The sequence below is a fragment of the Bacteroides propionicifaciens DSM 19291 = JCM 14649 genome (assembly GCF_000375405.1).
GTDB lineage: Bacteria > Bacteroidota > Bacteroidia > Bacteroidales > Bacteroidaceae > Bacteroides_E > Bacteroides_E propionicifaciens.
Map to the genome: position 1 here is coordinate 1 of NZ_AQWS01000038.1, position 23196 is coordinate 23196.

At 38.4% G+C, this 23196-nt stretch carries 23 protein-coding genes, 1 tRNA gene and 1 pseudogene; 16 read left to right on the plus strand and 9 right to left on the minus strand.

From position 1 onward, the window contains the following. Window positions 1–10: 10 nt before the first annotated feature. From B091_RS12525 to cobO, 8 genes are all read left to right on the plus strand, one after another. Window positions 11–184 (plus strand): SoxR reducing system RseC family protein, encoded by a 174-nt coding sequence (locus tag B091_RS12525; protein ID WP_081605824.1) that lies wholly within the window; start codon window positions 11–13, stop codon window positions 182–184. A 10-nt stretch (window positions 185–194) separates the two neighbouring features. After that, entirely contained in the window at window positions 195–1115 is a 921-nt protein-coding gene (locus tag B091_RS0110265) for a Fe-S cluster domain-containing protein (RefSeq protein ID WP_025069358.1), read from the plus strand. Between the two features lie 23 nt (window positions 1116–1138). Then, window positions 1139–2476, plus strand: coding sequence for an electron transport complex subunit RsxC (gene rsxC, locus B091_RS0110270; RefSeq protein ID WP_018109910.1), 1338 nt, complete (start codon window positions 1139–1141; stop codon window positions 2474–2476). Window positions 2477–2482: 6 nt separating this feature from the next. Then, the gene (locus tag B091_RS0110275) at window positions 2483–3478 is read left to right on the plus strand and encodes an RnfABCDGE type electron transport complex subunit D (protein WP_018109911.1); all 996 of its coding nucleotides are present in this window, start codon (window positions 2483–2485) and stop codon (window positions 3476–3478) included. Further along, window positions 3475–4131 carry an RnfABCDGE type electron transport complex subunit G gene (locus tag B091_RS0110280; RefSeq protein ID WP_018109912.1) on the plus strand — a complete coding sequence of 219 codons (657 nt, stop codon included), beginning with the start codon at window positions 3475–3477 and terminating at the stop codon, window positions 4129–4131. The genes B091_RS0110275 and B091_RS0110280 overlap by 4 nt, the downstream gene beginning before the upstream one ends. A 3-nt stretch (window positions 4132–4134) precedes the next feature. Next, entirely contained in the window at window positions 4135–4719 is a 585-nt protein-coding gene (gene rsxE / locus B091_RS0110285) for an electron transport complex subunit RsxE (protein WP_025069360.1), read from the plus strand. A gap of 25 nt (window positions 4720–4744) precedes the next feature. After that, the gene (gene rsxA / locus B091_RS0110290) at window positions 4745–5317 is read left to right on the plus strand and encodes an electron transport complex subunit RsxA (protein ID WP_018109914.1); all 573 of its coding nucleotides are present in this window, start codon (window positions 4745–4747) and stop codon (window positions 5315–5317) included. A 151-nt stretch (window positions 5318–5468) separates the two neighbouring features. Then, on the plus strand, window positions 5469–5987 hold the full coding sequence (gene cobO, locus B091_RS0110295; protein ID WP_018109915.1) for a cob(I)yrinic acid a,c-diamide adenosyltransferase: 519 nt from the start codon (window positions 5469–5471) through the stop codon (window positions 5985–5987). A gap of 43 nt (window positions 5988–6030) precedes the next feature. On the opposite strand, the gene B091_RS0110300 is transcribed toward cobO, so the two are convergent. Next, window positions 6031–6104: transfer RNA gene (locus B091_RS0110300), tRNA-Thr, on the minus strand. A 236-nt stretch (window positions 6105–6340) separates the two neighbouring features. On the opposite strand from B091_RS0110300, the gene B091_RS0110305 reads away from it, so the two are divergent. Continuing rightward, window positions 6341–6556, plus strand: coding sequence for a hypothetical protein (locus tag B091_RS0110305; protein WP_018109916.1), 216 nt, complete (start codon window positions 6341–6343; stop codon window positions 6554–6556). A gap of 2 nt (window positions 6557–6558) precedes the next feature. Here the strand turns inward: B091_RS0110305 and nudC are convergent, their stop codons facing one another. Together nudC and cdd are read right to left on the minus strand one after the other, a co-directional pair. Beyond that, window positions 6559–7365 carry an NAD(+) diphosphatase gene (gene nudC, locus B091_RS0110310; protein WP_018109917.1) on the minus strand — a complete coding sequence of 269 codons (807 nt, stop codon included), beginning with the start codon at window positions 7363–7365 and terminating at the stop codon, window positions 6559–6561. 4 nt (window positions 7366–7369) lie between these two features. Continuing rightward, window positions 7370–7849, minus strand: a complete 480-nt coding sequence (cdd, locus tag B091_RS0110315; protein ID WP_018109918.1) for a cytidine deaminase — start codon at window positions 7847–7849, stop codon at window positions 7370–7372. Between the two features lie 122 nt (window positions 7850–7971). Between cdd and B091_RS0110320 the strand changes: the two genes are divergently transcribed. Beyond that, complete coding sequence (locus B091_RS0110320; RefSeq protein ID WP_018109919.1) at window positions 7972–8901, plus strand: glucosaminidase domain-containing protein; 930 nt, start codon at window positions 7972–7974, stop codon at window positions 8899–8901. 91 nt (window positions 8902–8992) lie between these two features. Here B091_RS0110320 and wecB read toward each other — a convergent pair whose 3' ends face one another. From wecB to B091_RS0110340, 4 genes are all read right to left on the minus strand, one after another. Beyond that, window positions 8993–10084: a non-hydrolyzing UDP-N-acetylglucosamine 2-epimerase gene (gene wecB, locus B091_RS0110325; protein WP_018109920.1), complete on the minus strand. Its 1092-nt coding sequence runs from the start codon at window positions 10082–10084 to the stop codon at window positions 8993–8995. A gap of 126 nt (window positions 10085–10210) precedes the next feature. Next, window positions 10211–10687 carry a DUF4251 domain-containing protein gene (locus B091_RS0110330; protein WP_018109921.1) on the minus strand — a complete coding sequence of 159 codons (477 nt, stop codon included), beginning with the start codon at window positions 10685–10687 and terminating at the stop codon, window positions 10211–10213. Window positions 10688–10792: 105 nt separating this feature from the next. After that, window positions 10793–11986 carry a molecular chaperone DnaJ gene (dnaJ, locus tag B091_RS0110335; protein WP_018109922.1) on the minus strand — a complete coding sequence of 398 codons (1194 nt, stop codon included), beginning with the start codon at window positions 11984–11986 and terminating at the stop codon, window positions 10793–10795. A gap of 16 nt (window positions 11987–12002) precedes the next feature. After that, window positions 12003–12593, minus strand: coding sequence for a nucleotide exchange factor GrpE (locus B091_RS0110340; RefSeq protein ID WP_018109923.1), 591 nt, complete (start codon window positions 12591–12593; stop codon window positions 12003–12005). A gap of 197 nt (window positions 12594–12790) precedes the next feature. Here B091_RS0110340 and B091_RS0110345 point away from each other — a divergent pair, with 197 nt between their 5' ends. Next, complete coding sequence (locus B091_RS0110345) at window positions 12791–14407, plus strand: ABC-F family ATP-binding cassette domain-containing protein (protein WP_018109924.1); 1617 nt, start codon at window positions 12791–12793, stop codon at window positions 14405–14407. Between the two features lie 181 nt (window positions 14408–14588). Here B091_RS0110345 and B091_RS0110350 read toward each other — a convergent pair whose 3' ends face one another. Both B091_RS0110350 and B091_RS0110355 read right to left on the minus strand, forming a co-directional pair. Beyond that, window positions 14589–15644: a leucine-rich repeat domain-containing protein gene (locus B091_RS0110350; protein WP_025069661.1), complete on the minus strand. Its 1056-nt coding sequence runs from the start codon at window positions 15642–15644 to the stop codon at window positions 14589–14591. 11 nt (window positions 15645–15655) lie between these two features. Then, a complete protein-coding gene (locus B091_RS0110355; RefSeq protein WP_018109926.1) occupies window positions 15656–17788 on the minus strand; it encodes a Tex family protein in 2133 nt (710 codons plus the stop codon). 127 nt (window positions 17789–17915) lie between these two features. Here B091_RS0110355 and B091_RS0110360 point away from each other — a divergent pair, with 127 nt between their 5' ends. The 5 genes and pseudogenes from B091_RS0110360 to B091_RS0110375 form a co-directional block, all read left to right on the plus strand. Continuing rightward, window positions 17916–19649, plus strand: coding sequence for a bifunctional metallophosphatase/5'-nucleotidase (locus B091_RS0110360; RefSeq protein WP_026166368.1), 1734 nt, complete (start codon window positions 17916–17918; stop codon window positions 19647–19649). 11 nt (window positions 19650–19660) lie between these two features. Then, window positions 19661–20122, plus strand: a complete 462-nt coding sequence (locus B091_RS0110365) for a GAF domain-containing protein (protein WP_018109928.1) — start codon at window positions 19661–19663, stop codon at window positions 20120–20122. Between the two features lie 66 nt (window positions 20123–20188). Beyond that, on the plus strand, window positions 20189–20530 hold the full coding sequence (locus tag B091_RS12645) for a hypothetical protein (RefSeq protein WP_155888323.1): 342 nt from the start codon (window positions 20189–20191) through the stop codon (window positions 20528–20530). A gap of 73 nt (window positions 20531–20603) precedes the next feature. Then, window positions 20604–22901: a TonB-dependent receptor gene (locus tag B091_RS0110370; protein ID WP_018109929.1), complete on the plus strand. Its 2298-nt coding sequence runs from the start codon at window positions 20604–20606 to the stop codon at window positions 22899–22901. A gap of 114 nt (window positions 22902–23015) precedes the next feature. Beyond that, window positions 23016–23196, plus strand: a pseudogene (locus B091_RS0110375) (IS256 family transposase); the annotation flags it as partial.

The window sequence follows — 23196 nt, forward strand, 5'->3', positions numbered from 1 at the left end:
TGCTTTTGTTTTGCCTTTTGTCTGGTTAATATCTTTTCTGTTTATTTTCATGAGTTTCTATCATAATGAACTGCTAGCAGCTGTGTTGTCGTTAGTTTCATTGGTCCCCTATTATTTGGTCCTATGGTTGTTTAGGAACCAACTCAAACATAATTTCACGTTTAAAATAAAACCAATAAAATAACAATCTTATGATTAATTTGATCCTAATTGCAGTTCTTGCTATTGGGGCTATAGCTTTGATTATCTCTGTGATTCTCTATGCAGCCTCCAAGAAATTTGCAGTGTATGAAGATCCAAGAATTGCTCAGGTCTCTGAAGTACTCCCTCAGGCGAACTGTGGTGGATGTGGTTATCCAGGTTGTGCAGGATTTGCTGACGCCTGTGTTAATTCAGATTCACTTGACGGTAAGAATTGCCCTGTCGGTGGTGCTGATGTAATGAGCAAAATCGCATCTATATTAGGTATGGATGCAACAGCTGAAGAGCCCTTATTAGCAGTGGTTCGCTGTAATGGTAGCTGTGAGAATCGCCCAAAAATTACTGAGTATCAAGGTGTGAAAAGCTGTGCTATTCAAGCTGCACTTTATGGTGGTGAAACGGCTTGTAGTTATGGCTGTCTTGGTTGCGGAGACTGTGTTTCGGTATGTAAGTTTGATGCCATTCACATGAATCCAGAAACAGGACTACCCGAAGTTGACGAAGCCAAATGTACTGCTTGTAATGCTTGTGTTGAAGCTTGCCCTAAAAACATTATTGAACTACGTCCTGTAGGAAAAAAATCAAGACGTGTTTTTGTGTCGTGTGTTAACAAAGACAAAGGCCCTGTGGCTCGAAAAGCATGTAAAGTAAGCTGCATTGGTTGTGGTATCTGTGTTAAGACCTGCCCATTCGAAGCAATTACGCTTAAAGATAAGTTGGCTTATATTGATCCACACAAGTGTAAATCGTGTAGAAAATGTGTAGAGGCTTGCCCTCAAGACACAATCATTGAAGTGAATTTTCCTCCTCGTAAGAAAAAAGTTGAGAAAGTGGAAGAGCCTGTTGATAAAACCAAAGCAACGGTTTCAGCAGCTGCTGAGCAAAAAATATCAGCTTCATCAAACGAAAATTAATTAAGAAATAAAAAACAAGACATATGTTGAAGACATTTTCAATCGGTGGTATTCATCCACAAGAAAATAAGCTGTCAGCACAACAACCTATTATTAAAGCAGAACTACCCAAACAAGTGACTATAATGCTTAGTCAACATATTGGAGCCCCTGCGAAGGCTGTTGTTAAGCGTGGAGATATAGTCAAGGTAGGTACTTTACTGGCCGAACCTGGTGGCTTTGTTTCGGCAGCAATTCACTCTTCAGTAAGTGGAAAAGTAGCAAAAATTGATGATGTAGTAGATGCTAGTGGATATGCTAAGCCAGCTATAATTATCGATGTTGATGGCGATGAATGGGAAGAAACTATTGATCGTAGCGAAACTTTAGTAAAAGAAATAGACTTAACTTCTGAAGAGATTGTTAAGCGTGTTGCAGCTTGTGGAATTGTTGGTTTAGGTGGTGCTTGCTTTCCTACGCAAGTTAAACTAACACCTCCACCATCTTTTAAAGCAGAATGTGTTATTATCAATGCGGTAGAGTGTGAGCCTTATCTTACATCCGACCATCGACTTATGCTCGAAAAAGCAGAAGAGATAGTAGTTGGTGTAACCTTAATCATGAAAGCGGTGAAGGTTAATAAGGCATTTATTGGAATTGAAAATAACAAACCTGATGCCATTGAGGTAATGACTAAAGTTGCCTCTACTTATGCCGGAATTGAAGTTGTTCCTCTTACAGTGAAATATCCTCAAGGAAGCGAGAAACAACTAATTGATGCTATTATCAAACGCCAAGTTTCTAGCGGTGCTCTACCTATCTCGACAGGAGCGGTGGTTCAGAACGTTGGGACTGCATTTGCTATCTATGAGGCAGTGATGAAAAATAAACCTCTTTTCGAACGTATCATTACGGTTACCGGAAAAGAGCTTGCAAAACCTTCTAACTTTTTAGCTCGTATAGGTATGCCAATGCAAGAATTAATTGATGCTTGTGGTGGTGTTCCCGAAAATACTGGTAAGATTATTGGTGGTGGCCCGATGATGGGTAAAGCACTCGTCAATACTAGCGTACCTACAACCAAGGGTAGCTCTGGTATTCTTATAATGAATCAGAGTGAGGCAAGACGTGGTCAAGTGCACAACTGCATTCGTTGCGCTAAATGTGTTACTGCTTGCCCAATGGGCTTAGAGCCTTTTTTATTGGCTGCTTTATCTGAGATTACGGAATTTGAAACTATGGAATCCGATCGGATTATGGATTGTATTGAGTGTGNCTCATGTCAATTTACATGTCCAGCCAATCGTCCTTTACTAGACCACCTTCGTTTAGGTAAGGCTACAGTAGGGGGAATGATTCGTGCACGACAAGCTAAAAAATAAAGTAAAATGAAAAATAAATTAATCGTATCACTTTCGCCTCACGTCCATAGTGGAGATAGCGTTAAGCGTAATATGCATGGTGTATTAATTGCATTAATACCTGCATTTCTTACCTCGCTAATTTACTTTGGGCTAGGTGCTTTAATAGTAACGGCTACATCTGTAGCTGCCTGTTTGTTTTTTGAATGGGCTATCAATAAGTTTTTACTCAAAAACCCCGAGGTTAGTATTCTTGACGGTTCTGCCGTAATCACTGGTGTTTTACTAGCTTTTAACGTGCCTTCTAATCTTCCAATCTGGATTATTATTATTGGTGCCTTATTTGCTATTGGTGTTGGTAAAATGTCTTTTGGTGGTTTGGGTAATAACCCTTTCAACCCTGCACTGATCGGACGTGTGTTCTTATTATTATCGTTTCCTGTGCAAATGACTACTTGGCCAACTGTGGGTCAAATTACCTCTTATACCGATGCAGCAACATCAGCAACGCCATTGGCTATTATCAAGGGGTTGATTCAGAAAACCCCTGGTGTATCTCTGGATCAGTTGCCTGACTCTCTCTCCTTGTTTATTGGAGACAATGCGGGTTCTATCGGTGAGATTAGTATTGTGGCATTGTTAATAGGGCTTGCTTATATGCTATATAAGAGAATTATCTCTTGGCATATTCCAGTTTCTATATTAGTGACTATTTTTGCATTCTCAGGTATCATGCACTTTTATAACCCTGATATTTATGTATCACCTCTATATCACTTGCTAACTGGTGGTGTAATGTTGGGAGCTGTTTTTATGGCTACTGATTATTCAACATCACCTATGACCAAGAAAGGGATGCTTATCTACGGTATTTGTATCGGTCTTTTGACTGTCATCATTCGTATGTTTGGTTCTTATCCTGAAGGTGTGTCATTTGCCATTCTTATCATGAATGCTTTCACTCCATTAATTAATATGTATTGCAAACCTAAACGCTTTGGGGAGGTGGCAAAATCGAAATGAAGAAATTAGAATCAACATTGAAGAATATGTTACTCGTGTTAACACTAGTAACTGCGATTTCTGTAGCTATATTGGCATCTGTTAATGCTTTAACACAAGGTCCAATTGCAGAAACTCAAGCTAATATCTTAAAAGAAGCCATAGGTCAAGTGGTTCCACCATTTGATAATAATCCTGCCGAGCAGATGGATACTGTTACCCTTAGTGGTCAGACCATCAATATCTACGCAGCCATGAAAGATGGTGAGTATGTAGGTAGTGCAGTCGAAGCTAGAGCTTCGGGTTATGGTGGGGAAATAGTAGTTCTTGTGGGATTTGATGCTCAAGGTAACATTTATGGTTACTCTATCTTGTCTCATGCAGAAACTCCTGGATTGGGATCTAAAGTTGACACTTGGTTTCAAAAAGGACAAAAAGGTGATATCATTGGTCAGAGCCTTGAACAACAAGAACTTAAAGTGGCCAAAGACGGAGGTACTGTCGATGCAATTACTGCTTCAACCATCACTTCACGTGCATTTTTGCAAGCTGTGAAAACTGCTTATTTAGCCTTCAAGGGTAACACCAAAGAGGCTGATGCTGCATCGAGCGCTACGACACAAGTTAAATCAACAGACGACGATTCGTCATCATCAGAATTAACGGAGGAATAAGACATGAAAAACTTAAGAATAGTATTAAATGGAATTATAACTGAAAACCCGATTTTCGTTTTGCTTTTGGGGATGTGTCCTACACTAGGTACTACTTCATCGGCAATTAACGGTATGGGTATGGGTTTGGCTACGATGTTTGTGCTTATCTGTTCAAACACGGCGATATCCTTAATCAAGAACTTAATTCCTGATATGGTGCGTATTCCTGCATATATTGTAGTAATTGCATCTTTTGTAACCGTATTACAAATGGTTATGCAAGCTTATCTTCCTGGGTTATATTCGTCTTTAGGATTGTTTATCCCCCTTATTGTAGTAAACTGTATTGTGTTGGGAAGAGCTGAAGCTTTTGCTGCTAAAAACAAGCCTGTCGCTTCCATGTTTGATGGATTGGGTATTGGACTTGGTTTTACCATTGCACTTACTTTATTAGGTGCCGTTCGTGAACTATTAGGTACAGGAAAGATATTTGACATCTCACTTTACAGTGAAGATTATGGTATGCTTTTATTTGTGTTGCCTCCAGGTGCATTTATTGCATTAGGTTACCTAATTGCTTTAATTAATCGCTTCAAAAAAGCTTAATCATCACTCAAAAAGTATTTAAACTATGGAATATATATTGATATTTATATCGGCCATTTTTGTAAACAACATCGTGTTGTCACAATTCTTGGGGATCTGCCCTTTTTTGGGTGTTTCTAAGAAGGTTGAGACCGCTGTAGGTATGGGAGCTGCAGTAGCTTTTGTACTAACCATTGCTACAGTAGTAACATTTCTGATCCAAAAAGGAATCCTAGAACCTTTCGATCTTGTCTATCTTCAAACAATAACCTTCATTCTTGTAATTGCAGGTTTGGTGCAGATGGTCGAAATCATTTTAAAGAAAGTTTCACCTGCCCTTTACCAAGCACTTGGGGTATTTCTTCCTTTGATTACAACGAACTGTTGTATTCTTGGGGTAGCAATTCTTGTAATCCAAAAAGACTATGATCTTTTGACTGGGGTTGTTTATGCCTTCTCAACTGCTATTGGTTTCGGATTGGCTCTTGTTATATTTGCTGGTCTGCGTGAGCAATTGCGTTTGGTAAAGCTACCAAAAGGTATGAGTGGAACTCCGATCGCACTAATCACAGCAGGATTATTAGCAATGGCATTTATGGGCTTCGCAGGAGTTGTATGATCTGATAAAGATTAACTATACAAACTATATAGAAAAAGGAGTAATATGCCGTAGCGCTTATTACTCCTTTTTCTATTAAATAATAATCAACGTTTATTATAAATTAGCAGCGATTAATAATAACTTAGCAAGACTAGTTTAAAATACAAATATGGATAATAAAGGATATTTACAGGTCTATACAGGAGATGGTAAGGGTAAAACGACTGCTGCCTTTGGTTTAGCCTTAAGAGCACTCTGTGCTGGTAAAAAAGTATATATAGGGCAGTTCGTCAAGAGCATGAAGTACAATGAAACAAAGATTGATCAATATTTCGATACTATCAAGATAGAACAACTTGGTAGAGGTTGCTTTATTAAGGAAGATCCCGAACAGATTGATATTGATATGGCCAAACAGGGTTTAGTACATTGTGCTGAATTGATGACGCAAGGTAGTTATGATGTAGTGATTCTTGATGAGGTTACCATTGCTCTTTACTATAAACTATTTACAGTTGAAGAGCTTATAGAGGCTATACAAAACAGAAAACCAAGTGTGGAAGTTATTGTAACTGGGCGATATGCTCCAGATGAGTTATTGTCTATTGCAGATTTAGTAACCGAAATGAAGGAGATTAAACACTATTACTCACAAGGAGTTTTGTCAAGAAATGGGATAGATAAATAAAAAAGAAAGGGATATAAACTTTAGTTTATATCCCTTTCTTTTGAGCCTCTTGTCGGATTCGAACCAACGACCCCGAGATTACAAATCACGTGCTCTGGCCAACTGAGCTAAAGAGGCGTGTAATTATTTACTTGATTACGGATGCAAATGTACAGCATTTTTTGGTATCTGCAAATTATAAGAGAAAGTATTTTGTGTGATAATTTTATCATTATTGATATCCTTGTATGAATCAATAAATTATGCCAATAATATTTTTGAGTTTTTTATAGTTGTCTTACAGCAAGTACGGGCTTTAGGCACGATTATCCATTCCTTTTGCTTATCTTTGTAGCATTAATAATTTTGGAATAATGGATATTCATGAAGTAATGATGGGTGGGTTGGTTTTTAAAGGAGCCAGAGAACCTCGCCCAGAGGATGATAAAAAGGTTAAGGTTAAAACAAAAGCAAAGAAGGCTACTTATATTACTGGTCAGCACGGTTCAGCTTCATCTAAGATGAAAGCAGAAATTCGCCGTAAGAAAGCTGCAAGAAAGAGTCAACGAACTTCTAAAAAGAGCAAATAAGGTTACTTATCTTGCTCTTTTTTTATCTGTTGGTCTAGCCACCAATCTATCATTCGGCGTGCGATGCTCAGTTTTTGAGGGAGAGCTGGTAGGTTGTCTTTTGAGAAAAAAGCAGCATTACGTAACTCTTCTTCCTGAATACAAATTTCTCCCGATTCATAATCAGCAATAAAGCCAACCATTAATCCAGATGGATACGGCCATGGCTGATTGCCAAAATATTGAATGTTCCGAATATTCAATCCTGTCTCTTCTTTTACCTCTCTGCGAACCGACTCTTCCAGTGTTTCTGCTATTTCAACATACCCTGCAATCAAACCATAAAACTCGTATTTGAAGTTGTGAGCGTGTGCCAACAAGATCTCATCTCCTTTGCGAATGAGGACAATTACGGCTGTCTGTATGGGTGGATATTGTTCTTTCTCGCATTTGGGGCACTTCTTCATGATTAAGCTTTTGCGCTCAGTAGCTGTGCCACATGCAGGGCAAAACCTCGTATTCTCGTCCCAGTATATGAGTTGTTGAGCAGAACCAGCTGCTTGATATTTCCATAAATCCAGATGGAAGAACGAATCTCTCAGGCTAAGCATTATATATTTCGCTGAGTCTATGGCTGGTGCAGTACTTAATTTTACAGCAGTGCATGGGTATTTATCATGAAAACAATATTCATGAATCGTATCTGGATTGGGTTGATTAAATTCGAGTTGAGCCTTAAACGGAATATCTAACTTTCCATCCTCACTTTTCTGTAGGATAATATTGTGCTCATAAAATACAAACCACCATCTATTTCTATCTAACTCCATCGGCTTACTCCATGTTTTTTGCAGTAAATGATAATGGTAGCAGGTTGCTTATGCCATCACATTCGTAGATTTCTTTCTCACCGTATAATAAGATACGCATAGGTTTCTTATATCTGTTTTCAGTTTCTAGAATCACTTGTCGACACGAGCCGCACGGTGGAATTGGACTTTGTAAATAACTTCCTTGGTTATAGGCTGCCACGGCAAGTGTGTCTACTGCTTGGTCAGGATATTGTGAGTTGGCATAAAATAGGGTAGTGCGTTCAGCACAAATTCCTGATGGATAAGCTGCATTCTCTTGATTAGTTCCTGTTACAATAGTACCATCTGCTAGACGTGCAGCAGCTCCTACAGCAAAGTTTGAATAAGGCACATAGCTATTATTACAAGCATTTTTAGCCAGTGTAATCAGTTTTCGATCTTCCTCTGAGAGTTCTTCGAACTGATAAACTTTAAAAATAGATTTAATCGTTAGATTTTTCATATATTTGAATGATGTATTATTGCAATATGCATTTACACAAAGTTAAAAAAGAGATTTACTTATCTCTATAAGTTATCGTGTTATTTCTTGAGTAACACATTTTAAAATGAAACTATTCAGCTATGAGGTTTGTTCAGTCTAAAATTATAATTCTTCTTATTCTAACTTTTCTACCTTCTGTATTGGTAGCTCAAAGTACGCGTCAAAAAAGACTAGATTACGTCGATAAATATAAGACTTATGCTATTGAAGGGATGCGAGACTACAAAATCCCTGCAAGTATTACTTTGGCTCAAGGTATTCTTGAGAGTGGTGCGGGCGAAAGTAAGTTGGCCTCTAAGGGTAATAATCATTTTGGTATAAAGTGTGGTCGGAACTGGAAAGGTAAGAAATCTTATCATGACGACGATGCTCGTGGAGAGTGTTTCCGAAATTACCGTTCGGCAAAGGAGTCGTATGACGATCACTCAAAGTTTCTTGCCAACGGCCCTCGTTACGCTTTTCTATTCGAGCTAGACATCAATGACTATAAGGCTTGGGCTCGAGGATTAAAGAAAGCTGGATATGCTACAGACCCTTCTTATGCTAACCGATTGATATCAATTATTGAAGACTACGAGCTTTATCAGTATGATAGTGGTAAAGTACAGAATAGCCGAAAGATTCGTATCCGTAAGAGCAAATCTGGCGAGTATGATAATGTGCCTATTCGTAAACATCAGGTGTATCTTTCTAATGACTTAGCTTATGTCTTGGCAAAACCGGGTGATACCTTCTTGAGCATTAGTAAAGAGTTTGATATTAGTTGGAAGAAGCTTATTCGTTATAACGATTTGCATATTGGCTACAGCTTAACCGAAGGCGATATCGTTTACTTGCGTTCTAAGAAAAATAAAGCAGCCAAAGGTTATAAAGTTTATACAGTAAAAGAAGGCGACTCAATGCACTCTATATCTCAGAAATTTGGGATTAAGCTTAAGAGTCTTTATAAGATGAACAAGAAGAAAGAAGATTACATACCTGAGGTAGGAGATCCGCTGAGGGTAAGATGATATCTTAATCCAAACTTATAATAAATAAAAGAAGGGCAATTCCATTTTTGAAGTTGCCCTTCGCTTATTTGGTTAAATAAAGCTTTGACCTTTACTTTATATTGTCTGTTAGAATCTGTATGATTCGTTCGGCTGTTTTGCCATCCCATCTCTCGGGGAGTTGGCCTTCCTTCCAGCCACCCTGATTGAACTGAATTAAAACTTCTTCTAGTCGATCAGGGTCTTCGCCAACAAGTTCGTTAGTTCCAATCTTGATTGTTTCGGGATGCTCTGCATAATCGCTTAGGGTGATGCAAGGAACTCCTAAGAAGGTTGCTTCTTCAGCAATGTTTCCCGAATCAGTAATGATTAACTTTGCGTGGTCCTCTAAGTAGGCAAAGTTTGCATAGGTCTGAGATGGAAGAATATGTAACTTATCATGATTAATCTCCAATTCAGTTATTGCGTTTTCAATGTATGGGCGTACAGGAGCCAGGATAGGCAAACCGTTGCTATTTTCAATAATCGTTTGAATTAGCTTTTTAAAGTTAGCTTTATTATTAATCAAAGTATGCTTATTGAGTGTTAGCAAAATATACTCCTTCTCTTTAATTTTAAGCACATCAAACCATACTGGTTTTAGCAAACGATGTCTGTTGTGACGTATGGTATCAATAAGAATATTGCCAACTTGGAATAATTTAGCATTGGCAGTGCCCGACTGAGTCAGATTTCTATTGGCATCAGAGCCTGCTGTGAACAAATAGTCGGATAAGCTATCGGTAATAACTCGGTTCATCTCTTTGGGCATGTTGATGTCAAAAGAGCGGGTACCTGCTACTAGATGAGCAACTTTTACTCCTCGCTTCTTTGCAACAATTGCAGTACTCATGGTAGCTGTAAGGTCATCTACAACCAAAACCAATTGGGTTGGATTCTGTTGAAGTTCTTTGTCGAAAGCAATAATTATACCTGCAGATATCTGAGCAAACGTAGCGGCTTCAACTCCTAAATAAGCATCAGGTGCAGGAATATTTAGATCAGTAAACAAAGAAGCATCTATTGAGGTGTCATTTAAACTACCCGTATAGATAAGACGATACGAGATTTCTTTTCCCGCTTCTTTGGCAATTTTAATCGCCCGGATAATGGGCGCAATTTTCATGAAGTTTGGACGAGCTCCAGCAACAATAGTAATTTTCATTTCACAATCTTTTAATACAATGACAAAGATAGCTTACCTCTAGCAGAATTTATTCTTTAGTCAAAAGTTTTTATTCTAAATAAGTAGGTGTATGATATGATAGGCAATCAACAAAAAGCTTTCAAGCTATTTCTGGCTACCAGCAATTTCACCTATAAAAGATATTGACTCTCGATTTATCCCTTGTACGTCAATTGTGGTTTTTCCATTGGGGTAAATAGAGAAGCTATAACGGTAAGTATCGTCTTTACTTTTAGTATTTAGCACAACGCTAATTCTTTTATTCTTTACAAGTTTTGCTTCGTAATTTCTTAAGGGGGCTTTGAAGTTTAAACCCTCACCACCACCATAGGTAATACTTGTAGCTCTTCCCATATAGGGTAAGTACGAGAAGATTGAGTCGTTTTGTATCCTTACATTATAGGGTGTTGTGGGATGGAAAGTTCTTCCTCTTCGGGGGGTGACTTGGTTTATTTGAACCCTAAATTCCTTGTTATTAATAACCTCTGAAATAATTTTGTTCCAATTCTCATCTTCAGTTTTCTGTGCCCAACCCGATAACGGGATTAAGCTTAAAAGGCTAATTAAAATATACTTCTTCATAATTCTTACTTTTAAAATAATGGAATACCGTATCGTTACTATAACAAAAAAGAGGATACAATTGATTTGTATCCTCTTCTAAATATTGGGGTTAGCTTCAAAAATTTATGATCTGAATAAGTTTTTGAATTTACTGAACACCTTATCTTTTGTAGGTTGTGAGGGAGTCATGTTCGTCGATTTATTAAGCTCTTCAATGTTTTTCTTGTCTTGTTTGCTTAATGTTTCGGGTACATAGATACTTACGTTTACAAGTAAATCTCCTTTTCCTGTACCGTAGCCGTTTAGACTTGGTAGACCTTTATTTCGGAGTCTTAAAATCTTGCCTGGTTGAGTTCCTGCGTCAATTTTAACCTTCACCTTACCATCTAGTGTTGGTACTTCAACACTACCACCAAGTGCAGCAGTAGGGAAATCAAGTAGGAGATTGTAAATAATATCGTTACCATCTCTGAGTAATTCTTTGTCAGGAATTTCTGAAACCAGAATTATTAAATCTCCGGGTATTCCGTTGTGTTTACCTGCATTACCCTTGCCACTCATTGAGAGTTGCATGCCGTCCATTACACCAGCTGGGATATTTACTGTAATTACTTCTTCTCCATGTTCGATACCTTCGCCTGAACAGTGTTTACACTTATCTTTAATAATAGTACCCTCACCATGGCAGGTAGGACAGGTTGATCTAGATTGCATTGTGCCTAATATGGTCTGTTGGTTACGTATAACCGATCCCGATCCCTTACAAGTAGCACATGTCTCTGTACCACTGTTACCTTCGGCACCCGAGCCATGACAATGGCTACAAGCTATGTATTTCTTAACCTTGAATTTCTTTTCAGCACCAGTAGCTATTTCTTGAAGTGTCAGCTTAACCTTAACTCTAAGGTCTGAACCTTTGAATTTACGAGGTTGATTACCTCCTGATCCGTAACCTCCTCCGAAGCCACCAAATCCGCCAAAGCCTCCACCGCCATGACCACCAAAAACATCACCAAACATCGAGAAAATGTCATCCATAGACATTCCTTGACCACTAAAGCCACCGCCATAGCCGCCACCACCTGCAGCACCACCTACACCGGCGTGCCCAAACTGGTCGTAACGAGCACGTTTATCTTCGTTGCTTAATACTTCGTAGGCTTCTGCAGCTTCTTTAAATTTGTCTTCTGCTTCTTTATCATCCGGATTTTTGTCTGGATGATATTGAATGGCTTTCTTACGGTAAGCTTTTTTTATTTCGTCGGCTGAAGCATCTTTAGCGACATCCAGCACCTCATAATAATCTCTTTTAGACATATATTAATCCTTTATTTTACTCTCCAACAACAACTTTAGCATGACGAATAACTTTTTCATTGAGTGTGTAACCTCGTTGTACGCAATCAATTATTTTGCCTTTAAGCTCTTTAGAAGGAGCAGGAACTACAGCTATTGCTTCGTGAAAGTCTGTATTAAGAGGCATGTTGATTGTTTCAATAACTTTAACCCCATCTTTGTCTAATGTTTTCATTAGTTTATCATAGATAAGGTCTACACCTGTCTTTATGGCATCAATATCAGTTGCCGATTGCATGGTTTCGATAGCTCTTTCGAAGTCGTCAATAATTGGTAGAATATTGATAATACTTTTTTCTCCACCGTTAAGAATAAGTTCTGCTTTCTCTTTGAGTGTGCGTTTTCTGTAATTATCAAATTCAGCAGAAAGACGTAGATATTTGTCTTTCTGGTCTTCGATTACCTCTTGTAGCTCAGCTACTTCATCTTTTGGGTCTTCGATAGAGCTTTCATCTGATTCTTCTGTTGTAGAAGTTTGATCTACATCCTCGCATGTAGCGTTAACTTGTTCTAAGTTTTCTAGATTCTCATCTTTCTCGTTAGCCGATGTCTCCGTATTCTTATTCATATATTCGAGTATTATTTATTTCAACATGTTAATTCTGTACACATATATACAAAAAGTTTGCCATAGCGGTGGTAAACTCCAATTTATGTGCAAAGATAATGTTTTTATGTCAGAATGTCATTGTCAAGAGAATCTCTATTTGAGAGATTATGTGTACCTTTGCAACATTTGATAAAAATTAAATTTACAATTTTATAATGATAACAGTATCTAATGTTTCGGTTCAATTTGGTAAAAGAGTGTTGTTTAACGAAGTCAATCTTAAGTTTACCAATGGAAACTGCTATGGAATTATTGGTGCCAATGGTGCAGGTAAATCCACTTTTCTTAAAACTATTTCAGGGGAATTAGACCCTACAACAGGTACTATTACTTTAGGTCCCGATGAACGTCTATCTGTGTTGAGCCAGGATCACTACAAATGGGATGCTTATACAGTTCTTGATACCGTAATGATGGGACATACGATTCTTTGGGACATCATGAAGAAACGTGAAGAACTCTATGCTAAAGAAGATTTCTCTGATGAGGATGGCATGTTGGTTTCTGAGCTTGAGGAAAAATTTGCTGAACTCGATGGCTGGAATGCTGAAAGCGATGCAGCTTCTCTACTCAGCGGGCTAGGTATAAAAGAAGAACACCACTATACTTTAATGGGCGAATTGAGCGGTAAGCAAAAAGTACGTGTTATGTTAGCACAGGCACTTTATGGTGAACCAGACAACTTGCTACTAGATGAGCCTACCAATGATTTGGATATGGAAACAGTTCAATGGCTCGAAGAATATTTGGCCAATTGTGAACATACAGTATTGGTCGTGAGCCATGACCGTCACTTCTTAGACTCAGTTTCAACACATACCGTGGATATTGATTTTAGCAAAATTAATATGTTTGCTGGTAACTATAGCTTCTGGTATGAATCAAGTCAATTGGCACTTCGTCAACAACAAAATCAACGTGCTAAGGCAGACGAAAAACGTAAAGAACTCGAAGAATTTATTCGCCGATTTAGTGCTAACGTGGCAAAGAGTCGTCAGGCTACTAGTCGTCGTAAGATGCTTGAAAAGCTTAATGTTGACGAAATTAAACCCTCATCGCGTAAGTATCCAGGAATTATCTTTACCCCAGAGCGCGAACCAGGTAACCAAGTGCTTGAGGTATCCAACCTTTCGGCACAATTGAATGATGGTACTATTCTGTTTAAAGACATCAACTTCAACGTTGAGAAAGAGGATAAAATTGTATTCTTATCACGTGATCCACGTGCTATGACAGCCCTGTTCCAAATTATTAATGAAGAAGAACAACCTCTTACAGGAGAATTTAAATGGGGTGTGACGATCACAACTGCTTATCTTCCTCTTGACAATACTAAGTATTTTGAGTCGGAACTCAACCTCATCGATTGGCTAGGCCAGTTTAGCTCAGGTAATGATGTTTACCTCAAAAGTTATTTGGGACGTATGTTGTTCTCGGGTGAAGAGGTTCTTAAAAAGGTAAATGTGCTTTCGGGAGGTGAGAAAATGCGTTGTATGATTGCGCGTATGCAACTTAAGAATGCAAACTGTCTAATCTTAGATACACCAACCAACCACCTTGACCTAGAGTCAATCCAAGCATTCAATAATAACTTGAAGTCTTACAAAGGAAACGTTCTTTTTGCATCTCATGACCACGAGTTTATTCAAACCGTAGCTACTCGTATTATCGAATTAACTCCCAATGGAATAATTGATAAGATGATGGATTATGACGAATATATTCACTCAGAGCATATCCAAACCTTGAGAGCTAAGATGTACCAAGACTAAATTCTTTCCTAAAGATAAAGACATATATTATATATATATAAATGCAGCAACTCAAGCCTGAGTTGCTGCATTTTTGTTTGCTTTAGTTTAAAAGAAAATGACTTAGTCATTAGCTTAGAACCACTAGGTTGTCTACATCTTGCCAGTAGCTGGTTTGGATAGAACCTAACTTTGCTATTTACTAGTTAGCGTAGACTAATCTGTTTTCTGAATCTTGACCAAAAAGATTTTCTCCTATAGCTGTTATTTTATTTCCTAGCGCTTGCACTACGTCAAGAGAGTTACAGTTGATAAACGCACCAAAACCGATTGAGGTCAGCGAGGCGGGTAGCAAGAGTGTCGGGCCAAGTTTGTTGCAGTTGTCAAATGCGCGTAGACCAATAGTCTTTAAATTGTCAGGTAGATAGACTGTAAGTAGATTTGTCTTTTGGGCAAATGTGTATTCAGGAATTTCAGCTGTATTCGTATTCCTCATATCTATATAGACAAGATTAGTCATGTAGTCGCGTATGATTTTTAAATCATCGGCATCTGCTTGACCAGAGAGTGTGAGGAAATTTACATTTTTAGGTTGGATGCCTTGCTTTAATAATTCGTTGGCTAAATCATCGGTTTTATCCAGAATAATAGAAGCTCTTACAGGCTCGCTATCGATAATAGCAAAATGCTCCCAATTCTTCTTCTGGCTGTAATTTTCTCTACAACCAGCTGGTACAAAAATTGCAGTACGTTGTGGTGAGAGCGCATTCTCAGTCAGCGAAGGTGCTTCACCACCAGTACAAATCAAGATTTCTAAATTCGGGCAGTTGGCAAACGCAAATTTATCGATAGATTTTAGACCCAATGGAAGGATTACCTTTTTGAGTGCTGTTCTTGGCACGGGGTTGTAGTCGGTCTGCTCTGAGAAGGCATGTGAAGGTACGCTGTTGGCAGTGTATACATGAAACTGGTCGAGTGTTCCCTTTTTGCCTACATAGTTTCTGATTTCTACCGCAGAAATATCTAAGACTTCGATGTTCTTAAAGTCATCTCTTAGATTTTTAAAGTCAATGGCATTAATTTTCCCCGTTAGGGTTAAATGTGTTACGTTTTTGGCTTCAGCTAGTGTTAGCTCAGAAATCAGAGTACCAGGCTTCTTGACAAATATTGCCTTACTATTTTTATCTTGTCCCATCGCAAGGGTTGGGAAGCCCATTGCTATCACAAGTAGTGATAGAAAGATTTTAGTTATCTTCATTAATTTAGGTTTTATTGTTCTATGTTTCTTATTGAAAGTTGAATTCGTTTTCGGCTTGTATCTATAGAAACTATTTTTACATGTAGTTGTTGGTGTATTTTTACGTATTTACTAGGGTCGGATACAAACTCATCAGCCATTTCCGAGAGATGTATCAGTCCATTCTCTTTAATCCCCAGATCTACAAAGGCCCCAAAATTGGTGATATTACCTACAATACCAGGCAGAATCATCCCCTCTCTTAGGTCTTCGATGGTGCGGATGTTAGGATCAAATTGAAAAACCTTGATCTGCTTGCGAGGATCTCTTCCAGGTTTCTTGAGCTCTTCCACAATATCATTAAGAGTGGGTAACCCTACCTCAGGAGTGACGTATTTATTGATGTCAATTTGGGCTTGAATTTCTTTATTGCCAATTAAGTCTTGAAGCTTACATTTTAAGTCCTTACTCATTTTTTGTACAACCGAATAGCTCTCAGGATGAACGGCGGTATTGTCGAGTGGGTTGCTACCCCCTCTTATTCTTAAAAAACCAGCAGCTTGCTCAAAGGTTTTAGCACCCATGCGAGGAACCTTTTTGAGTTCGACTCTTGAAGTAAATGGACCATTTTCACTGCGATAATCTACTATGTTTTGTGCCAATTGCGGACCAAGCCCTGAGATATAAGTTAATAAATAGGTGCTGGCTGTGTTGACATCAACGCCTACTTTATTAACACAGTTAATTACAGTTTGGTCTAGACTCTTTTTGAGTTTGGTTTGGTCGACATCGTGTTGGTATTGTCCGACACCTATTGATTTGGGATCAATCTTAACCAATTCGGCAAGTGGGTCGATTAATCGTCTACCAATGGATACAGCACCACGAACAGTTACATCGTAGTGGGGGAATTCTTCACGTGCAATTTTAGAAGCTGAGTAGATTGAGGCGCCTTGTTCGCTAACAACAAAAACCTGCAGTTCTCTGTCGTAGCTTTGGCTTGTGACAAATTGCTCTGTTTCTCTACTAGCTGTACCGTTGCCGATGGCTATGGCTTCGATTTTATAGGCCTCTACCATTTTACGTAACTTAGCAGCGGCCTCCGATTTCTTCATTGCAGGGGGGTGGGGGAATATGTTTTCGTTGTGCAAGAGGTTTCCTTGCGCATCCAAACAAACTACTTTACAGCCCGTTCTAAATCCTGGGTCTATTGCAAGTACTCTTTTTTGTCCTAGAGGAGAGGCTAGTAAAAGTTGTCTTAAGTTTTCTTTAAATAATTCTATTGAATCTTCATCTGCGTTTATTTTACTAAAGTTAGCAAACTCAGTTTCGATAGTTGGCTTTAAAAGACGCTTATATCCGTCATCAATAGCACGTTCTACTATGTCACTGTTTGTTCCACTTCCTTTTATGAGGTTTCGTTTAACTTTATCGATTAGGTCATCTTCGTAGTTGGCGTTGATTGATACGCGAACAATCTTTTCGGCCTCAGCTCTTCGCATGGCTAGTAAGCGGTATGATGCACATCTTTTAAGTGGCTCTGAGAATTCGAAATAATCTTGATATTTGATTCCTTCCGTCTCTTTACCTTTTATGAGTTTTGACTCTATTACAGCATATCTTTCGAAATGTTGTCTGGTAATGTTACGCACGGTCTCATTCTCATTAACCCACTCGGCTATAATATCTTGTGCACCATTGAGTGCATCCTCTTGAGATTGAACTTGCTCGTTGAAGTAGTTTTTCAAAACCATTTCATAATTCTCATTCTGTTTGAGGAAAATATGGGTCGCCAAAGGCTCTAATCCTTTTTCTCGTGCTATCTCTGCACGAGTTCTTCTTTTGGGTCGAAAAGGTAAATAGATATCTTCTAGTACAGGAAGTTCCCAAGTCTCTTCAATCCTTTTTCGTAGTGCATCTGTCAGTACACCCTGCTCTTCGATGGTGTTAAGTATGGTTGTTTTTCGTTTCTGAATTTCAGTTAACTCCTCCTGCTTGAGGGCGATGTTTTCGACTTGAACTTCATCTAAAGTCCCTGTAGCCTCTTTACGATAACGGCTAATAAAAGGGATGCTAGCACCTTCTTGAAGAAGCTTTATCGTATTTTCTACCTGCCATACGGGAATGCCTAGAGCAGTCGAAATCATATTATGAAAAAGTGTCATGTGTTGTTTTCTTAGTTATTTTCTCAAAAATACATATTAATTCTTACCAACGCTTATCTTTGTATTAAAACGAAAATCAAAAATCGATAGGATTTGTTAAGATTGTACAAGCAATTAACCAAATGACATGAAAAAAATAACAACTTATTTATCTCTTTGTTTACTCTTTATGTTTACAAGTCAAGCACAAGAGGTTCATTTAAAGCTTATAGTTACTAGTGATGTCCATGGCAATTATTTTCCCTACAACTTTATTGATCAGAAAGAGTGGGGTGGTAGTTTGGCACGTGTTCATCAGTATGTTGAAGAGCAAAGGGCCAAGTTGGGCGAGAATGTAATATTAATTGATAACGGAGATATTTTGCAGGGGCAACCTACAGCCTATTATTCCAACTTTATGGATACTACATCTACTCATATCTGCGCTTCTATCATGAACTACATGAAATATGATATTGGTAATGTAGGTAATCACGACGTAGAGACTGGTCGTAATGTTATGGAGCGTTGGATTGCTGATTGTAAATTCCCTGTTTTAGGAGCTAATATCATCGACACGCAGAGTGGAGAACCTCTTTTACCTCCTTATAAAATTATAGAACGTGGTGGCGTTAAGATCGCTGTATTAGGACTCATTACACCCGCTATTCCTGTTTGGCTACCCGAAAACCTTTGGAAGGGCTTACGATTTGATGATATGGAGCAAACTGCTGCAAAATGGATTCAAACCATACAAGAGTTGGAACAACCCGATGTTGTGGTTGGTGTTTTCCATGCGGGGCAACATCCCAAGCAGATGGGAAAATATCTTGATAATGCATCGGTACTGGTTGCTGAAAATATACCTGGTTTTGATGTGGTCGTTTTTGGTCACGATCACATAAAGGAGTGTAAGCAGGTTGAAAATGTTGGTGGTGACCCTGTATTGGTCATCAATCCTGCCAATAATGCTTTTTTCGTTGGTGATGTCGATATCAAATTGAGCTTTGATCAAAACAGCTTGGTAGACAAGGAAGTCTCAGGTAAATTGGTAAACTTAACTAATTCGAAGGTTAGCAAGGCTTTTATGAAGCACTTCAAAAAAGAATATAAAACGATTGAGCGTTTTGTTACTGCCAAAATTGGAACCTTTGAGAACACCATCAGTACCCGTGATGCTTATTTTGGATCTTCGGCTTTTGTTGACTTAATACATTCACTACAACTCGAGATTACTGGTGCCGATATATCTTTTGTTGCTCCTCTGTCTTTCGATGTCGAAATAGCAGCAGGTGATGTGTTTGTAAGTGATATGTTTAATCTCTATAAATATGAGAATACGCTTTATGTAATGGAGCTGAGTGGACAAGAGATAAAAAATTATCTAGAGATGTCGTATGACTTGTGGACTAATCAGATGAAGAGCCCTAACGATCCACTCTTACTCTTAAAAGAAACCCCTTCTGGTAGAGACGAGCGGACTGTATTTAAAAATATGACCTATAATTTTGATTCTGCTGCGGGCATCAACTATGAAGTTAACGTAACCCAAGAGCGAGGGCATAAAATCAGTATATTGAGTATGGCTGACAATACACCTTTTGATCTGAACAAAACTTATCGTGTTGCATTAAACTCTTATAGAGGTAACGGTGGCGGAGAATTATTAACTAAAGGTGCTGGCATTGCGCACAAGGATTTAACCAGTAGAATAGTCTTTTCAACCGATAAGGATCTTCGCTATTATTTGATGGAAGAGATAAAGAAGAAGAAGCAGATGAATCCTCAGCCTCTAAATCAGTGGAGGATGGTGCCAGCCAATTGGGTAGAACCTGTAGCTGCTCGGGAATACAAATTACTATTTGGAGATAAAAACGACTAAAACAGAATCTTATGATTGATCATACTAATTTAAAAAAAGAAAGATATGTAGCTCTTTTAGCACAGCTCAGAGAGTTATTGTCCGATGAAACCAATTTGATTGCCAATATGGCAAACATGAGTGCGGCTTTGTATGCCGAATTCAAATTTCATTGGGTAGGTTTCTATTTGGTCGAAGGCGATGAATTGGTATTAGGTCCTTTTCAAGGGCCTGTTGCTTGTACTCGCATCCCTAAGGGAAAAGGAGTCTGTGGTAAAGCTTGGGAAAAAGGTGAAACACAAATTGTAGACAATGTAGAAGAGTTCCCTGGACATATCGCTTGTAGTCCTTATTCAAAATCGGAAATTGTCATACCTATGAAAAAAGATAATAAAATCATTGGAGTGCTTGATATAGATAGTGACGAGTATAGTTTCTTTTCTAAGGAAGATGAGTTGTATCTTTCTGCCATGTTATTTCTTTTGTATAAATAGTTTAATAAATATAGTTTCAGTATAAAACATTCTCTTATCTTTGTTTATTCTAAATAAGAATTGGGAGTGAATCAAAGAAAGAGAGTTAGATTAGTGTTCTTTTTGGTAGGTCTATTTGTGACTTACTGCATGGGGAGAGCCGCTTTTCTTCATATCCACTACATAGATGGGGTAATGGTTGCACACTCGCATCCATTCTCCCATTCAGAGCATCATACGCACTCCACAGTTGACTTTACCTCAATAGATAGGTTGACTGGTTTGCAAGTGGTTCTTTTGGCTTTCTTTACATTTTTAGCTAAGCGGTATCGCCCAGTTTTAGTCTTTAAAACTCGTTCGTGCGATATTTTATTTCAAGATGTTGCCTTAGTCCAATTCCCTAAAAGGGGTCCCCCTTATTTGTTTTAAGATTAAAGTTGAAACTACTTTTCGCTGACGATGAAAAGTGTGTATTAGTCAAAAACAAATAACAAAAAACAAGATGAAACATATTTTACTATTCTTGTTGGCATTGGTGTGTATCAATGTCAATAGTATAGCTAATACCCCAAAAGTAAAATTTGGGGTAATTCAAGGTCGTATTCAAGAAAAAAGGAGTCACGAATCTATTCCTTATGCTGCTGTTCAATTACTAGGTCATGGGACAGGAGTAGTCTCCAATGACGATGGCGATTTTATTCTAACCGACTTGTCTTTAGGTAAGTATAAATTAAAGATTCAGGCCTTAGGATATCGGTCTAGTGAAGTTGAAGTAACCGTTTCTGCTTCGGGACCGACAATAACGACTGTTAACTTAGAAGAAGAGAGCTTTATGGTTGACGAAATTGTAGTGTCTGCCAATCGTAATGAAGTAAGTCGTCGTAATGCTCCTGTGGTAGTCAATGTGATGAATACAAAACTTTTTGAAATGGTTAACTCTACCGACCTGGCCAAGTCTCTTAATTATCAATCGGGTTTACGTGTAGAAAATAACTGTCAAAATTGTGGTTTTCCACAAGTACGAATTAATGGGCTAGAGGGTCCTTATTCGCAAATTCTGATTAATAGCCGACCTGTTATCAGTGCTCTTTCGGGTGTTTATGGACTTGAGCAAATTCCCGTAAATATGATTGAACGTGTGGAAGTAGTTCGTGGAGGTGGTTCTGCTCTTTTTGGTGCGAATGCCGTAGGTGGAACCATTAATATAATCACAAAAGATCCTGTAAATAACTCTTTTCAAGTTTCGAGTACACTCTCTAGTCTTAACGGAAAGTCGATAGAACAATATGTTGGGGCGAATGCCTCGCTTGTGAGCAAAGATAACACCTATGGTATTGCACTTTATCAAGCTTATCGTAATCGTAACTCTTACGATGCCGATGGCGATGGTTTTACCGAACTAGGCAAAATAAACATGAATACCTTTGGTATGCGTGGTTATTATCGTCCTTCGACTATGGGTAAGCTTAGTCTAGAATATCACACGACCAATGAATTTAGACGAGGTGGTAATATGCTTGATAAGCAACCGCACGAATCCGATGTTACTGAGCAAACGAAGCATGTCATAAATTCGGGAGGTTTCAATTACGATCATTTTTGGAATGAATACAATCAAAAGCTCTCAGTGTATGGTTCTATTCATCATACCGATCGTAATAGCTATTATGGAGCTCAGCAAGACCCTGACGCCTATGGCAAGACAGATGATTTAACTTGGGTGGCAGGGAGCATGTTTGTTAATAAGTTTGATAAACTTCTTCTAGCACCAGCTACATTAACTGCTGGTGTTGAGTATCAAAATAACGATATGCACGATGTGATGCTCGGTTACGAAAGAGATATGCGTCAAAAAATACATATTTGGGGTGGCTTTATTCAGAACGAGTGGGAGTGGGACAAATTTAATTTATTAGTTGGAGGACGTTTGGATAAGCATAATCTAATTGATAAACTGATTTTTAGTCCACGTGTAAATCTGCTTTATAAGCCTACAGATGCTTTTCAAGCCAGATTAACTTATTCAACAGGTTTTAGAGCACCACAAGCTTACGATGAAGATTTACATGTCGCCGCAGTAGGTGGTGAAGGAGTTCAAATAAAACTAGCCGATAACCTAAGAGAAGAGCGATCAACTAGTTATAGTGGATCTATTGATTGGACTACCTATTTTGGGCATTGGCAAGCAAGCTTGTTATTGGAAGGTTTTTATACCGATCTTCGCCATGTTTTCGTACTAGAGGATTTGGCTAATATTGATGGAATCATCTATAAAGAACGTCGTAACGGTAGCGGAGCCCGTGTTTATGGTCTGAATCTAGATGGTAAGATTGCCCATGGTCGTGACTTAATGTTACAGGTAGGTTTTACTGCTCAACGCAGTCGTTACAAGAAACCTGAAGTGTGGACTTCTCCTGAAGATGAAGAACAACTTTTTACACGAAATATGCCACGTACTCCTGATTATTATGGATACTTCACCCTAACTAGCAATTTTTGGAAGGCATTTGATTGGTCAATTTCTGGGGTTTATACAGGTAAAATGGATGTACCTCACATGAAGGGTTATATTGAGGAAGCTCGCATGGAACGTACGCCTACCTTTATGGAACTAGGCACTAAGCTAGCCTATAACTTCAAGTTGAAAGAGAACCTAAGCTTACAGATAAATGGTGGAGTTCAAAACATTTTTAATCAGTTTCAACGAGATTTAGATAAGGGTACATTTAGAGATTCAGGATATTTTTATGGTCCAACACAACCACGAACATACTTTGTGGGTTTGAAAATCAGTAATTGATAATTATAGTTTAGCTCATTTGACACCCTCTCATAAAGTGTGTAAGTTAAAATGATCGGCTTGGGTAACAACTTTACCTGAGCCGTTGTTTTATAATAAAAAACTTAGACATGTATGAAAACAGAAGATTTAATCCCCGATGAGTTCTTTAAACAGTTCAAAACAGGTGAAGAGCTAAACAACTTCCTTAAGTCCATTCAAAAGCGAGGTATAGAGAAAATGCTCGAAGGTGAGCTGGATGCTCATTTAGATTATGACAAACACAGTCATAGAAAAGAGGATAATAGCCGTAATG